This window comes from Deltaproteobacteria bacterium (assembly GCA_021737785.1).
Lineage (GTDB): Bacteria > Desulfobacterota > DSM-4660 > Desulfatiglandales > Desulfatiglandaceae > AUK324.
This window is the reverse complement of record JAIPDI010000015.1, coordinates 52,919-66,592: the sequence shown is the minus strand read 5'-3', so window position 1 is coordinate 66,592 and position 13,674 is coordinate 52,919. Positions and strand designations below refer to the sequence as shown.

The 13,674-nt window shown below is 51.3% G+C and carries 8 protein-coding genes and 1 tRNA gene; 7 read left to right on the top strand and 2 right to left on the bottom strand.

All coding sequences use genetic code 11. From position 1 onward, the window contains the following. Nucleotides 1-71: 71 nt before the first annotated feature. Nucleotides 72-2,621 (bottom strand): 1-acyl-sn-glycerol-3-phosphate acyltransferase, encoded by a 2,550-nt coding sequence (locus tag K9N21_09435; GenBank protein ID MCF8144128.1) that lies wholly within the window; start codon nt 2,619-2,621, stop codon nt 72-74. Nucleotides 2,622-2,955: 334 nt separating this feature from the next. On the opposite strand from K9N21_09435, the gene K9N21_09430 reads away from it, so the two are divergent. The 6 genes from K9N21_09430 (at nt 2,956) to K9N21_09405 (ending at nt 9,446) form a co-directional block, all read left to right on the top strand. Continuing rightward, nucleotides 2,956-3,453, top strand: coding sequence for a bifunctional nuclease family protein (locus K9N21_09430; protein MCF8144127.1), 498 nt, complete (start codon nt 2,956-2,958; stop codon nt 3,451-3,453). Nucleotides 3,454-3,886: 433 nt separating this feature from the next. Next, entirely contained in the window at nt 3,887-5,230 is a 1,344-nt protein-coding gene (locus tag K9N21_09425; protein MCF8144126.1) for a transglutaminase-like domain-containing protein, read from the top strand. Then, on the top strand, nt 5,214-5,954 hold the full coding sequence (locus K9N21_09420) for an ABC transporter ATP-binding protein (GenBank protein MCF8144125.1): 741 nt from the start codon (nt 5,214-5,216) through the stop codon (nt 5,952-5,954). The genes K9N21_09425 and K9N21_09420 overlap by 17 nt, the downstream gene beginning before the upstream one ends. Nucleotides 5,955-6,204: 250 nt before the next feature. After that, nucleotides 6,205-7,848 (top strand): hypothetical protein, encoded by a 1,644-nt coding sequence (locus tag K9N21_09415; protein ID MCF8144124.1) that lies wholly within the window; start codon nt 6,205-6,207, stop codon nt 7,846-7,848. A gap of 378 nt (nt 7,849-8,226) precedes the next feature. After that, entirely contained in the window at nt 8,227-9,297 is a 1,071-nt protein-coding gene (locus K9N21_09410; protein MCF8144123.1) for a PHP domain-containing protein, read from the top strand. 61 nt (nt 9,298-9,358) lie between these two features. Next, nucleotides 9,359-9,446: transfer RNA gene (locus K9N21_09405), tRNA-Leu, on the top strand. Between the two features lie 800 nt (nt 9,447-10,246). Here the strand turns inward: K9N21_09405 and K9N21_09400 are convergent. Next, nucleotides 10,247-11,569 (bottom strand): hypothetical protein, encoded by a 1,323-nt coding sequence (locus tag K9N21_09400; GenBank protein MCF8144122.1) that lies wholly within the window; start codon nt 11,567-11,569, stop codon nt 10,247-10,249. Between the two features lie 919 nt (nt 11,570-12,488). Here K9N21_09400 and K9N21_09395 point away from each other — a divergent pair. After that, complete coding sequence (locus tag K9N21_09395; GenBank protein MCF8144121.1) at nt 12,489-13,670, top strand: Fic family protein; 1,182 nt, start codon at nt 12,489-12,491, stop codon at nt 13,668-13,670. Nucleotides 13,671-13,674: the final 4 nt, after the last annotated feature.

Here is a 13,674-nt window from a genome sequence, read left to right as displayed (position 1 = left end):
CCCCGCATTCCCCATTTCCCATTCGATCTTCCAAGTTTATGTTTTCCCATGTCAACACAAAGCGCCGGCGGCTATTCAGTGTAATGGGACAGCTCGTGGAGCCGCTGACTGAATTGGGACAGTCTTTCGGCTGCGGGTGAGAGGTCGTCTTCTGATTCTGTGGATTTTGCGAGGATGTCTTCATTGATCATCCGGAGGGCGTTCTCAAAGCTGAGACTGGAGATGGCTTCCAGATGGTTGATAATGCCCTGTTTGTGAAATCTCTGACCTAAATAATTCATATTCTTTAAGAGTTCGGATTTATTCCTTCCGCTCTTATCTTTCGCGATAACGGCGCGTGTGGCGATCCAGTAGGATTCAAGGAAGGTCTTTGTAAAGGCCGCCCAGATGGGCAACTGATCAAAACCGAGTCGGGTTACCCTGAATCCATCCCGGGAATCGCTCGGGGCAATATATGAGGCCTCCATAAAATAGTCGTTCGCCTCATTGACCTTGTCCTGAACCGTAACCCCTTCGTCATAAATAAACTCGTATCGAAACAGCTTTTTGAAGAAATTGTAATCGTCCAGGATCGACCGGGCGCTCTTTACCTCCTCCTTCCCGGTCAGGAGGGAGAGGGCCACAAATGCATGCGACATGAAGCAGTGGACAATGTTGTTCTTGTAATATTCCAGCTCTCTCTTTTTTTCATCATCCACATAATAGAAGACCTCTGATCCGTCCGTGTCCTCCAGTGCGTTGACCACATTGGTCTTGATCAAAATGGCAAGGGCCTCTTGGATGGCCTTATCATGGCTGGATAGGCTGGTGGCAACAGGCACCCGGTATCTTTCAAAAAAATGCATGAGGGTGCCCACGGTTTCCATTATCTCCTGCAGGTGAAATCCACGACGATGTCGGGTCAGGATAACGGATGCCAGGAGGGCCATGGGGGTTACCAGGCTCGCGCCGTTAATGGCGCGGATGAGATGAAAGGCCAGACGTTTGTGGGTCTTGTCTCCAAGATCGCCATTTTGGTCCAGATAGTCCTTCAGCAGGAGGGGCCGGCCGAACCGGATATAGATCTTTCCGTACTTTTTTTTGAGGAAATGCCGGGTCCGGATCACCTGTCGAAAGCTCTCCTTTTTCTTCTGGCCCCCACCGATTTCCTTGAGATAAGACTGTTCTTCGATGATGCGGTCATAAGTGATGGAGGCAGGGACAAAGACCAGATCGTCGCAGTGCCCTTCCTTGAACGCCTGAATCAGGATGGAGAGGAATCCGATTTTGGGGAGGACCAGTTTGCCGCTGCGGCTTCGGCCTCCCTCGATGAAAAATTCCAGGGGATGCCTCTCCTCAAGGAGGGCCGTGATGTATCGGGTAAATACGGTGGCGTAGAGCCTGGCGCCCTTGAAACTTCTGCGGATAAAAAAGGCCCCCGATTTTCTGAAAAAAGGCCCCATGGGCCAGAAGGAAAGGTTTTTGCCCGCAGCGATCCGGGGGACATGCATGTGGTTCAGATAGAGGGTATGGTTGAGCACCAGGTAGTCAATGTGGCTTTTGTGGGATGGGACATAGATGACCGGGCCTTTTCTGCCGCATTCTCTTACGGTCGCCAGTTCCGTTAAATCCACGTCAATGCCCTGAAACATCTTCTTCCAGAGCCACGTCAACACGATGTTGGCGAACTGGATGTAGGCGATATTGTAATCCGCGGCGATCTCATCAAAATAGGCGGCTGCCTCTTTTCTTGCATGCTTCAACCGGGCCGCGTTTTCCGAGCATTTAGTTTGAATAGCGTGTATAACCGTTGGGTCTTTAAGAACTTTCTCCTTAAATTGCTGTCTCGACTTGATGACCGGGCCCAGGATCACCCGCTTCTGCTGATCAATGCTGTCAAGGAGGAGTTGTCTCACTTCAGTGGCCATCGCCTCCGGCGGGTCTTCCTGCGTGCGGGTATCCATCCAGCTCTTTAAATCGAGAGGGGTCCCGAAGTCGATAAAGGCCTGGCGGTTGTGCCTGAAGAAGAGGATGATTTTTCTGATGGTCCCGGGCTTGTCCTTGAATCCAAAAAAGATGTCCAGAAGGTTCGGGTGGTCCTTTTCCGGGGTTTTCTTGTATAGGACAAGCTGGGGTACCAGGTAGATGGGCCGATCGGATTTTTTCTGTGTCTCAATGAGGAACTGCAGCGGGTCCTTTTCCGCGTGTATGAAGTGCCTGGCGAATCCCTTGGGGTCCACCAGACAGATCAGCGATGAGGTGCCCTCTTGAATGGCCGATTCAAGAAAGCCGGTTCGATAGGGGTCGGGCAGTGATCCGTGCTTGAAGAAGAAGCCGATCTTGAATTTCCATACCCGGAAGAGCTGCGAAAGGGGGAGAACCAGGGACATATCCAGGTCGAAAGCGATTTTGGGGTAGGGGAGGCGGCTTTTCCGGAAACGGTAATGATAGAGAAGGTAGTCTAACTGCCCGCTGTATTTGATGGCATAGACAACCGTCCCCTGCCGGTGCATTTGCTTCAAGGGCTCCGTCATGTTCGTATTAAACTGAACACGCTTGAAAAGCCCGTAAAGAAGCCTGTCTAAAAAGAGGCCAGGCTTATGGTCGAGAATGAAGGGATAAAAAGGTCTATCATCCAGCATGTTACTTTCCTTTGAGGCGAATTCTCAGAGCGTTTGGGAACGGGAAACCGGCTTCAAGTCGCCTATTTGGTTTGAATTTTTTTTGGGAATGGCTGATATTACAACGCCGGGCAATCCTTGGCAAGCAACAATTCCGGGGATTCCTTAGAGCGTCCGATTTGGGTATTGTTCAGAATGGCAAGTCGGATGGCCTCCTGAAGGGTAAGGACATTATCGCGGCATTCGGGCGAGTGGGGCGATTGGCGATGCATGGCGGTTGACAAAAGAAATTGTATGGTTAAAAATAGCTGTGTGCACATAGGATAAGGCATTCCGACAGATTGAGGGGGTAATTATGTATACACCTATGATAATATCCGGATTGACAGTGGATCCTGTCACAAACAGTCCTATTGTCATCCTAAAAGAGGTGGATGGGGATGCCACACTGCCCATATGGATCGGATTGTTGGAAGCAACTGCCATTGCCAGTGAACTGGAAGGCGTTAAATTTTCCAGGCCCATGACCCATGACCTGCTCAAAAATATGATGGAAATGGTGAACATAGAGGTTAACAGGATAGAGGTCTGCGATCTCAGGGATAACACCTATTATGCCCTCATCCATTTCAAATTCAATGGAAAAGAGATGTCCATCGATTCCAGGCCGAGCGATGCCATTGCCCTTTCCCTCAGACTGAAGGCGCCGATCTTTGTGGCGGAAGAGGTCATCAGCAAGTCCAGCAGTATAGACTTGAAGGCCGAGCCCCAGGACAAATCGGAAAAAGGGAAGAAATGGCAGGAGATTCTGGAAAGCCTCAATCCGGAAGATTTTGGAAAATACAAGATGTGATCGTCCCCTGTAAGCGCCGCTTTTTATGGTCATTGCGATTCGGGAATGCGAAGTCGCAGACACTTGGAACGAATCAGGCATTTAATCCCTTAACCCTGAAATCGCAATACCGTCTCTTTCCTTCGCAATTCATCGAAATATTAAAGCGTCATCATATTCAACTTTCCAAAGATGTCCTTCCTCTCACGAGCGGGGCGACCTTTTTATCTTGCCCCGGTCCATGCCCTGGCCAGACCACTCAAATGGATAAGGTCCTCCAGTTATGAATGCGCTTCCCAGAAGACAGATCTTCAATTGCCTCGGAGGGGCTGTTGTTGTCCTCTGGTTGGTGATGATCGGGCTGCTGATCCACAAAGTTCACTTTAAAAATTCAGCACAACTATTAGAAATATCAGATAAAAAAGTTGCGATCCAAGAAACGAAGCGTGACTGGATGGAGATCTATCTCAAGGATTCAAAGGTCGGATATTCCATGACCCAGATAGGTCCCCTCGGAGAAGACTATCTCATATGGGAAGAAGTTGTACTGAACCTCAACCTCATGGGCCAGGCGAGCGCCATGCGAACGAATATCCGGTGTGTTGTGGATCGTGAATTCAGATTGAAACATTTTACCTTCAGAATCGACTCGGGCATTGTCCGGTTTGAGATGTCTGGAAAGACGGAAGGACGCCGGATGATAATAGAGACCGGCAAGGGGGCGCGAAAGAAGATCCATACGATTCAGCTGGCAGGCCCCCCAGTGACCGGCTCAGGTATGACGCTCTTTTTCCGGGGACGGCCGTTGAACACAGGGGACTCCTTTGAATTCCTCATTTTTGATCCGTCCACGATGGCCCAGAAGGAGATCGTCGTGACGGTTGCCGGGCGAGAATCCATTGTCATTAACCGCATTGCATACCGCGCCTTTCGACTGGAAACAGAGATGTGGGGTCAGAAACTCATATTCTGGCTGGATGAAGCAGGAGAGGTATTGAAAGAAACGGGGTTCATGGGACTTACCTTGATTCGCTCGAGCGCTGCCGTTGCCCCCCGGGATCTGAAGGGAGAGGAGGCATATGATTTTTATGAAATGGCCTCCATAGAGGTGATGCCGAAACTGAGACACGCGGAGAGACTGACCTATCTGAGCCTCAAAGTGGACGGTCTGGAAAAGGCCCATTTCGATGCTGGTATTCTGAACAGCGGAAGACAGCGTTTTTCAGGCGATACATTGGAGATTGTACAGGAGAAAAGTCCGCTGAAAGGGGATTACCTGCTGCCTTTGACAGATGTGTCAGAAGCCATAAGGCCTTTTCTCAGCCCGGCATTCAATATCCAGAGCGACGACCCGGAGATCACGGCACAGGCGCATCGGATTATCGGAGAGACCAGAGATCCGGTGGCCGCTGCCAGAAAGTTGATGGCATGGGTCTACACCCATGTGGAAAAAAGACCGACGTTGAGCCTTCCGAGTGCCGCAGAGGTCTTGGAGACCCGGACCGGAGACTGCAATGAGCATGCGGTGCTTCTGACCGCCCTCTTGCGGGCAGTAGGCGTCCCGGCCCGCGAATGCGTGGGCCTGGTATATGCCAATGACAGGTTCTTTTATCATGCCTGGACAGAGGCGTATGTGGGCAGATGGATATCCTTGGATGCCACGCTCAACCAGATGCCGACGGATGCCACCCACATCAAGCTGCTCCAGGGGGGACTGGACCGGCAGACGGAAATCATCCCCCTCATCGGAAAGCTTACGCTTACCGTCATGGATTATGGATATGATTCAACTGATTAATTTAACAAAGCAATACCGGGCAACAAGAGCGGTTGACCGGATCAACCTGGAGGTAAAGAGAGGCACCCGCTTCGGCTTTTTAGGGCCCAATGGTGCGGGAAAGACCACAACCATCAAGATGATGGCCGGGGTCCTCAGGCCTACAGAGGGACGGATCCTCATCGACGGCCAGGACCTGGCCGTATCGCCGTCGGCCGTCAAACAGGGTATCGGGTACATCCCGGACAGGCCGTTCATGTATGAAAAGCTGACAGGCCTGGAATTCCTCGATTTTGTGGCAGGCCTTTACCGCCTTGATCCGACGCCATTATTGAGGAAGCGGATGGAGGATCTTCTGTCGGTTTTTGAGCTGCAACACTGGGAGGATGAATTCATCGAGAGCTATTCCCATGGCATGAAGCAGCGCCTGGTCATGTGCGCGGCCCTGGTTCACCAGCCAAAGGTCCTGATTGTGGATGAGCCGATGGTGGGCCTTGATCCCAAGGGGGCAAGACTCGTCAAAGACATCTTCAGAGATCAGGCCCGGAATGGAACTACGCTTTTCATGTCCACCCATTCCCTGGAGATGGCCGAAGAGGTCTGCGAAGAGATCGCCATTATCCAGGCCGGCAGGATCATCGCCTGTGGGACCCCATCGGAGCTGAGGAAACAGGCCGGAATGGACGGAAAACTGGAGGACGTATTCCTGAGGCTGACCCAGGAGAAGGGTATCGCGGGACCATGAGAGAGGCCAAAGGGCAGGGAGCAGGGAGCAGGGAGTAAGCAGTAAGCAGTAGGGAGTAGGGAGCGAAGGGCAGAGGGTGAGAAGATGAGAGGATGAGAAGGTGAGGCTCCGAGGAGTGCTCTCATAAACCAGTAACGAGTAGCCAGTAACCGGCAACCAGGAACCAGGAACGAGCAACCAGCAACCAGAGATATCCGTGCAGGATCTTTTTCTCCTTATTCGACCCAGGCTGCAAGGCCTGAGAAATCAGATGACCCGTTCAGGGAGTTCGGGAAAAAAACGGGCTTTGATCATGGGTGCGCTGGGGCTCGCCTTTGGTGCAGGGCTGTTTGTGGTCTTGTGCCGGGTCTTGAATTATTTTCAGTCTGTGGAGATGATCGGGGATCTTCTGGCGCGACAACTCCTCTCCATGGTGCTGTTGACTTTTTTCTTGCTCCTTATTTTCAGCAGCATCATCACGGCCCTTTCAAACCTATATCTTTCAAAAGACCTTGAGCTCTGCCATTCCATGCCTGTGTCCATAGAGACGCTCTTCATCTCCAGATCGGTCTACACGCTTGTGGACAGTTCGTGGATGGTCATATTTTTCGGCCTGCCGGTTTTTCTGGCCTACGGCTATGTGTACAGGCCGGGATATGAATTCTATGTTTCCCTGCTTCACATGAATGCGGCCATGGCGGTGATTGCGTGCAGCAGCGGGATCTTTCTGACCATGGTCCTGGTGCACATCTTCCCGGCGCAGCGAACCAGGGATATAATCCTCCTCCTCTCCATACTGATGGTGGTGGGGCTCTACCTATTGTTTCGGTTCCTCAGGCCCGAGCGGCTGGTGAATCCCGAGGCCTTTTTCACAGTGGCACAGTATATGACCGCCCTCAAGGCCCCTGATTCTCCGTACCTGCCCACCCACTGGATTGCCGAGACACTGTGGGGGTATCTAAACGGGGTTAATAATCGTGGCTATCTATTTGAAATAATGCTGACATGGAGCACGGCCGGAGCTGCTATGGTGATCAATGTCTGGATGGCCCGGCGTATCTATTTCGGGGGCTTTTCCAAGTCCCAGGAGGCCAGTAGACGACGGCCCGGGACACGATATCTCCTTGATCTCCTGATCCTCGGTGTATCGAGGCCTTTCGACAGGGACCTGGCGGCGGTCATCGCCAAGGACCTCCGCGTTTTTTTCAGGGACAATACCCAGTGGTCCCAGTTGCTCCTGTTGGGGGCATTGATGGTTGTTTACCTCTACAATTTCAGCGTGCTCCCATTGGATAAGAGTCCGATCCGTTTGGATTTCCTGCAGAATCAACTGGCTTTTTTGAATATGGGGCTGGCAGGGTTTGTGCTGTCAGCCATCTGCGTCCGCTTTGTTTTTACGGCTGTGAGCGGCGAGGGAGAGGCATACTGGATCATCCGAACATCGCCCTTGAGACTGAAGCGATATCTGTGGGGAAAATATCTCTTCTTTGTTTTTCCCGTATTCCTTTTGGCCGAGTTTCTGATTGTCGGCACCAACCTGCTGCTTGAGGTCACCCCATTAATGATGGCCCTTTCAACGATTACCATCGGTCTTATGATCTTGGGGATCGTGTCATTGGGCGTTGGATTGGGCGCTATGTATCCCAGATTCGAGCACGAGAATATCGGTCAGGTGGCCACCGGTTTCGGCGGGTTTCTCTACATGGTGGTCAGCTCCCTCTTTATCGCCCTGGTCATTATTCTGGAAGCCGGGCCGGTTTATATCCTGTTCATGGCCGGGGTGAGAGGGAATGTCATCTCCGGAATGCAATGGCTTTATATCATTTTCTCTTTTGCAGCGGTCCTGCTGATCAACTGGGCAGCCGTATCCCGGCCCATGAAGATGGGGTTGAAGGCCTTGCAGGGATATGAGTGAGGGATAAGGCGTGAGGCATGGGGCGCAAGGCGCAAGGTAGGAAAGTGCTTAAAGTGAGTCCCGAAATGCTGCATGCCTAAAGTTCAAAACCGGGAACCCGCATCGAGCTGAAAGCTCAAAGGTCAAAGCTGAAAGCTGAAAACAATGAGGAACTTGGGATCAGGAGCCAGAGATCGCCCCGGTGAAACAGAAGAGGAAAGGGTTTCACAGGGCAAGGAAGTCAGATGTCAGAGGGAAGAAAAGAGGGGGAACCCAGTATCCAGTACCGATCAATGGGTAGCGAGTAACCCGTATCCGCTATCCAGAATCGAGCATCCAGTATCCAGTATCCCAGTAACGAGTAACCAGCAACGAGTAACCAGTAACCAGAGGCATGTGATGGGCAGCAACCGATCTGACAGTGAATTTGAATATGTAGGGAATCTTCATATCCATTCCCATTACTCGGACGGGGCAGGGTCTGTAAGCGAGATCACCCGGTCTGCGAAGAAGGCCGGGCTCGATTTTATAATTCTGAATGATCACAATTATATGGCAGACTCCCTTCACCTGGAAGATGAGGGGATCTATGATGGTGTGCATCTCTTGATGGGTCTGGAGATCGGCCGGAGATACCACCACTATCTGGCCTTTGATCTGCCGGAAATGGTGAGAGGAGACGGGCTGGCGCCACAGGGGGTCATTGATCTTGTAAATCGGAAGGGAGGCATCGGCTTTCTGGCCCATCCCTTTGAAAAGGGAATGCCTTTCCGGGAAAACTCCATCGCCTATACCTGGAACGATTTGTCCGTTACGGATTATACAGGGATCTGCATCTGGAATTTTTCGTCCCGGTGGAAAGAGCGGGTCAAAGCCCCGCTGCACGGCCTGATTTTTCTCCTGTTCAAGGCCTGGACACTGAAGGGCCCCAGCCGGAAAACCCTCGTATTCTGGGACCGGCAGTGCCAACAGCGACGGGTCGTGGCCATCGGCGGATCAGATTCCCATGGGGCCGGTTTTAGATGGGGCCCCTTTAAATTTATACCTCTGTCATATGATTATACGTTGAATTCGATCAACGTGCATCTCCTCTTAAAGACCCCCCTGTCGAAGGATTTCTCCGAGGCAAAGAACCAGATATATCAAGTGATGAGAGAGGGGCGTCTCTTCATCGCCCATGAGAACCTGAAATCGGCCGCTGGATTCCGGTTCTTCTACAGAGATGAGAAGGGTCTCCAACTGTCAATGGGGGAAGCGGCCCCATTTAAGCGGGGAACCCTGTTTGTGAAGACCCCGGCAAGGGGAACGATCAGGCTCATGAAAGATGGCGCCCTGCTCAGACAGTGGAGAGGAAATCGGGTCTCTTTCACGGTGGACGAAAAGGGTGTTTACCGCGTGGCGGTTTACCGCGGTATCCCCTTTTTCGGCCTTCGGCCGTGGATTTTTTCAAATCCCATCTATTTGAGATAAATCCTTGTTCTACAATAACGTCTTGACAACCCTTATCCTGAAATATAAGAATAAAAGCCGTGCCTGGGTGGCGGAATTGGTAGACGCAAGGGACTTAAAATCCCTCGAAGCTTAGCTTCGTACGAGTTCGATTCTCGTCCTAGGCACCAATAAAAACAGCAAGTTATCCATCTTTTTGAATCCGGTTTCGATTGCGCGTTTTTGCCGACTGTGACTGTTTTGTAACCGTTCCGCCCTTCGCCATAAGAAGAAGGTTCAACATGAAAAGCTGTAACTCCGATGTCACTACTTCGACTTCAGTTTGTTTTCCGTTCCTGTAATTTTCCAGTTTTTGAGCGGCTTCTTTCAGGTCTGTCTCGGTCCCGATGTTGTATCGATTGAACGTGCTCTCGGTCTTATGCCCGGATCGCATCATAGCAACCTACCCAAGCCTATACCAGTATATTGACCTCAGCAATGGGCAGGTCTTCCTCAGAATGAATGGCCGGATCAACAAGGCGACGTGGCACAACTGGGCGGATGGGATAAAGTCAAACCTTGCCCGGCCTGCCTTTAAGAAGGCGTGGGAGCGGATCAAGGTCGGGGCGGGTAGCAGCTTTGAAGAACTCAGAAGACTTGAACAAAGCGGGTTTGCGGACGATCCACGTAAATGGGTCCCAACAAGAAAGAGACTATGGCACTGCTAAAGCATACAACCAATTATTTGGCCCCATGTGATAAGAATTGCTAGGCCGGTTGTGTGATCTCAAGAATTCGTGGCAGGTGCGGCTTCAGCCGCACAGGGAGCTTCGGCCCTGCGCCTGAAGACGCATCTTCAGGAACGCCTTTCTGCTTGTCCCGATCTGCACACAGCCACCCCCTCATTTAGAGATGGTACTGCCGGTTTGTCGCCTGTTAGTGAGAATGGCCATGGTTTCGCCTTGAGGTATTCTTACTCACGGCGGGTTTATCATGGCTTAATGTTTAAATTTTGCAGCGTTATCGACCCGTTCGGTGCTTTGGGTGTATTGCGTAGGATTGTGGTGCCGATTTGGTTTTTGAACGTTGTATCCCACCCGCCTTCAAGCGTTACTTTTTTGCCCGCTGTATTCACCGTAGGAGTCCCCGAGTGAGTTCCTTCGCTAATCCTTATCGTCCCTGTCTCAAACACCGCATCGATGGCCTCCTGAATTATTGAATAACAGGGTGTTTTCGCTCCACATTGGCCGGAAGGTTCCACATTGAAGACCGTGAATTCGTACGCCCCCATATCTCCGGTGCCGTCACATATCCGGGAATTCCCATCTTTATCTGTAGAGGGCAGCCCAGGGGCATCGTTGTCACCAGTATTGATGCAGGGAGACCCGGAAGACAGGTGGAGATCTCCGTTCGTAGCGTCCACGAACAGGGGGTCCGCTTTGTTCAGGTTGCTCGGGTCAATGGAAAAGGGAATCTTGATGTAAGTCCCTGCCCCACTATGGTCGAAATCGTTGTTCAAGAGTTCTACCGGCGAAGGAAGAAAATCATTATTCCAGTCATTATCGATCCACAGATCCGCCCCATTCGGGGCTATGTTCATCCAGAGGATGTTGTTGTAGATGCGGGCGATGGCGTCGGCGTAATACAAATGGGCTCGGATTGCACCCCCTTCGTTGGCATAAAATGTGTTGTTGGTAAAGGTGACGGACCCGTGTCGAAAGGCATAACTGCATATCCCGCTGCCGTAGGAAGCCGAATTTCCGGCAAAGTTGTTGTCGGTGAGTGTCACCTTGTTGTCGGCATAAGCATACACCCCGCCGCCGTAGAGAGCCGAATTCCCCGTGAATACGCACCCATCGACTTCGAGGTTGTCGCAAGGAGCTTTGAAATAGAGCCCCCCACCGTGATCATTCGACGCCCCACCGTTCTTGAAAGTCAGCCCATCTATTTTGGCAGAGCTAGCTTTGTCGGTGGAGATCTCCAGGACGTTTCCGCTTCCATTGCCGTCCAGGACCGTATTGGCCGGGTCAATAGTGCGGGAGGCGCAGCCCGCTGTGCAGCCCCCTTCAATGGTAATCGTATTGGCGTCATAGGAGGCATAGACGAAATTGCCCACATAGGTCCCTTGCTGGATTTTGATAGTGTCGTCCTCACCATTGCTCGCAGCCTGGGTCAGGGCATCCTGAAGCCTGGTGGCGTCACTGACACAAAAGGTGGCGGCCTGGACTGATGGGATAAATAAGGCCACAAAAATGGTGATCAAGTGGATAGCGACGACGAACAATAACCGGCTTTTTTTCGACATTGATTTCAATTAGATAAATCTCCTTTGCGAGTTACGCCAACTCATTATGGTTTGTCGGAAGAGTGCGTGACGGCTCAACGCTACATCCTATGCCCTCCTGTACGTAGTTGAATTAAGTGTCTTCAAAAGCTCCCCCATCAATCATTTCACAAAGCAACCTACGGGCCGAATATTCTTTACCATCGCGTTGTACAGTGACTTTATCCTTGTGAATAGACATTTTTGAAATCCTAAGTACTGTTGCCCTTCCCTGTGGGTGCATCATTGCCCGGCACGGACCGGGCACACGCAATTAGTAAATCTGGCCTTGTTACCGATCCTAACGTAGCCATCCAAATACTTACTTTCCATGCAAACCCTGAACCTGCCCAAGTAGTACTGGACCAGTAATAGTCAGTCGTATGTTCGACGATCATAAATGGATGTTAAGAAGGGAGTGCTGGATTAATAGGGCTAATGGAAATGATTAACACCTCATTTTCGTGAGGTTTTCCATGTGTGCTGATTTGCCACGCTGGTGGCGTGGCAGGGGAGTTATGGCTAATCCCTGGATGCAGATGGTTCTGCATATGGGGTTAAAGACACTGTGCTCAGGTAGATATCCCCACAGAACTAATATGTCAATAAGAATCGATAAAAATAAATTATATTTAGTTTCAGTATGAATTATATTCATTTTTTAAGGATCAGGATGTAGACGGCTGTAATCTAATTTCGTTTGGGTAAACCCCCGGCTTTGCCGAGCGACTCGTCAGAATTTGGCATTTACATGCCCCTGTGCGGCTGAAGCCACAGGATTGTTTCATGCGGTGAGGGATTTCTTGTTGAATTGAGAGTTTTCATGATGTATCCTGGGATAAAAGCGGACAGTTAAAATGATATTAAGTATACCTTTATCAATGAAAAAAATAAGTTAGGTGGGACATATATGAGGACATATGAGCGGACACACCCTTGGATTCGCTTTGCTCTGGACCTTACCAAACTCGGTCATACGACTTGGATGCACCTCGGAGAGGCTATTTCAAAGGTGGAGCATATCGCAGGTGTTCCGCTTGATCCAGACGCGGCGGAGCGCTTGCACGCCATATATCTGGCCAAGGGCGTTCTGGCAACGACGGCCATTGAGGGAAATACCCTTACTGAGGATGAGGTTCGGGATCACCTCCAGGGGCGTCTAACCCTGCCGCCCTCCAGAGAATATCTCGGCAGAGAGATTGACAATATTGTTAGCGCCTGCAATCTCATCAGCGACGATGTCATTCGAGGCGCTTCAGAGGCTGTCACGCCTGAAGAGATCCGTCACTACAACAGGATTGTGTTGACAGACCTTCCCCTGAATGAGGACGTTGTTCCCGGCGAGCTTCGTGAGCACTCGGTTGTGGTGGGACGATACCGGGCCGCCCCTGCAGAAGACTGCGAGGTCCTCCTGTCAAGGTTTTGTGAATGGTTGAACAGTATGGTTTACCCGGATGGGCTTGAAAGACCGTATTCCATTCTGACCGCCGTAGCGGCCCATCTCTTTTTCGTTTGGATACACCCGTTCGGGGACGGCAATGGCCGCACGGCACGGCTTATCGAATTCCGTTATCTTCTCCACGCGGGCTTCCCTACGCCTGCTGCTCATTTGTTGAGCAATTTCTACAATCTGACCCGAACCGAGTATTACCGTCAACTTGATAAGGCAAGTAGAACCGGCGGTCAGATGTCAGAATTTATCGCGTACGCGGTCCAGGGCCTGGTTGATCAACTCAGGGAACAACTGCATGTGATCCGCGATCTCCAACTGGATGCGACGTGGCGAAATTATGTGTATGAACGATTCGGGAAGGGCTCAGCCGCTCACCTCAGACGACGCAGACTGGTCCTCGCACTATCAAACGTGACGGAGAACGCCGGTTGGGTAAGGATTTCAGACGTTGACACGTTGACTCCGAAACTGGCGCAGGCCTACGTGAACAAGACGACCAAGACACTAAACAGGGACCTGAATGCCATTATGAATATGGGCCTGATCGAGAAGGCCAACCGGTCTGTACGAGCCAACAAGCGGTTGATCCTTGCCTTTTTGCCTGCGAGGGCGACCGCATCCAAACGAGCGGGCGCGTGAGGAT